Source organism: Bartonella sp. DB5-6, assembly GCF_000278115.1.
Lineage (GTDB): Bacteria > Pseudomonadota > Alphaproteobacteria > Rhizobiales > Rhizobiaceae > Bartonella > Bartonella refiksaydamii.
Genome location: NZ_JH725134.1, coordinates 1 through 1,873, shown reverse-complemented (window position 1 = coordinate 1,873; position 1,873 = coordinate 1). Strand labels below are relative to the sequence as shown.

The 1,873-nt window shown below is 40.4% G+C and carries 1 pseudogene; it reads right to left on the bottom strand.

What is annotated here, in order from left to right:
* Window positions 1-1,724: pseudogene (locus MCO_RS10955) on the bottom strand (hypothetical protein); the annotation flags it as partial.
* Window positions 1,725-1,873: the final 149 nt, after the last annotated feature.

Genomic DNA, 1,873 nt, shown 5'->3' with positions numbered 1-1,873 from the left:
GCAGTCTTGACCTTAAAGCTAGGGGGAGTCCAAGTTCCCCCATTAAAGCTAGCACCACCACCTAAATAGCCAGCTATATTGCTACCCAACTGATGCAATTGATACCCTGTCATTGCTTCAGTTGAAACATCAGAAATGGCTCCATTCGCTATACCAGAAATAACCCTTTTCTCGCCTTTATTGTTTACAATATCTATCTTATCACCTTCTGCCTCTTTACCAATGGTGATATGTTTTGTCTCTGCATCTTGTTTTACAAAGCTACTGGATGCTACTTGTTCTTTAATCTCCTCCAGCTGTGAAAAATTAACGGCATCATTGGCACCTGTACCCTTTGCCACTCCTGTGATCTTTTTATTTCCAGCTTCAATACCTGTGGTAAGTATCTTGGGGCCATCTTTAATCACTAAGCCTGTGGCATCTAAGGTACCGCTTCCCGCTTTTACGCTAACTAGCACAAGGTCCTTAGCTAGATCGAATTTCATATTATTGTTTTTATTACCTTTTGTAATCGTGAAATTGCTACTCCCAGCTGAAAAATCCACCGTGTCGTCTATGCTAACAACTGTTGCATTTTTATTATTAACAGATATCTTCCAGCCTTTTGCTGCAAATGTTCTTAGTTCTTTCAGCTGTGCAATATTCACTGCATCCGTATCTGCAGTACCAGCTGCAACACCTACAATTTGCCGACTTTTTGACTTAGCAACATCACCAACACTAACAGCACCGTATGTACTTTTCCATACATAACCTGAATCACCAGCAACAGCATTCGTTAAAGGGTTATAACCAACAGAGCCAGCAGCAGTATCGGCTATAGACCTAGAACCTAAAGCAACACCCTTATATACATTCGCTTGTGAGTAAAAACCAATAGAAACCGAATCCTCTTTATGCGCATAAGCACGATGACCCAAAGCGGTCGCACCTTCTTCAAGTGCCCTAGAAAGACTACCTACAGCCGTCGTGTAGTCACCTTTTGCACGTGCAACACTACCCCCTTCCTTAGAACTACCTATTACAACAGTACTGTCACCGGCAGCCTCAGCACCATAACCTATAACAACTCCAAATATACCATTGTAAAGCAAACTATCACCAATCGTAACATTATAATTCACGCCGCGCGGCTGTATACTAGTATTCCGCTGTATACCAAATTTCTCAATAACCGTTACATCACTACCATCTTGAGCGAGCCGTTGGGATGTAGAATTATCAAGAATGGGAAACTGCTGGCCAGTGAGAGATCGCTTATATTGCTCTTCTACATTGCGCTTATTTTTTGATATGTTATTGTCATATGCTTTCAAAATATTCACGATAGCAATATCACTGCTTTTCCCCGAAAAGGTCGTGGTCAGAAAATTAGCATAGTCACTAACAGCATTCGCTGCCGGCACGCTCCCCACTTTCAGTGCTGTTACATAGTTTTCCTGATCGCTAGTATCGTCATTATAGTAATCATAGACAGAGATAACTCTTTGCGGAAAAGCTACAGCAGGGCTTTTCGCACTTATGAGAAACGCTTCTTTGGTAAGCGAATTAGTAACTTGATTAGCAATCTCTTTTGAAGCAACCCTTTTTGAATACACTGGAGAAACACCCGACAAAAGTGCAACTATTGAAGATAAGGAAAGCATCTTAACAAAAGACGCCTTATAAAAAGGACGAAGAAAACTCTTTTTGCCCCCCGCTAATTTGGCATATACTTTTTTCATAATAATCCCCTGTAACAAAAACATATTAAAAACTTAAAAACACAAAAAAGCCATATTTTGATGCTATCTTCTCCACCAAGTGTTTTTATCAACGCCGTGAATTCAAAGCTCAATAATTTGAGAATTTACACTTGGCAGTTGTTAAATTG